At 31.4% G+C, this 239-nt stretch carries 1 protein-coding gene; it reads left to right on the plus strand.

Going from position 1 to position 239, the window contains the following annotated elements:
• A partial coding sequence (locus QP437_RS10850) for a hypothetical protein (protein WP_285267785.1) occupies positions 1-213 on the plus strand: 213 nt, incomplete at its 5' end.
• Positions 214-239 lie beyond the last annotated feature (26 nt).

Below are 239 nucleotides of genomic sequence, written 5' to 3' on the forward strand. Positions count from 1 at the left end.
CTTAAAAGTGGGGAAAATGCTGCGAAAAGTGGAAAAAACAGTGATGCAGAAATCAAAAAAATATACGAAAAAAATTATGATAAAGACGTAAAATTTGCTAAATCAGCTGTTAAAAAGCTTACGATTTTACAGCGCGCGCAATGTTTTACGATGGCGTGTGTGAGAAATCTTGAAAAAATAATCTACGATTACAAAATCAAAAATATGAAGTAACGCATTAAAAACATAAAGCAACGCAA

This window comes from Haemophilus sp. UMB1048, assembly GCF_030218125.1.
Lineage (GTDB): Bacteria > Pseudomonadota > Gammaproteobacteria > Enterobacterales > Pasteurellaceae > Haemophilus_D.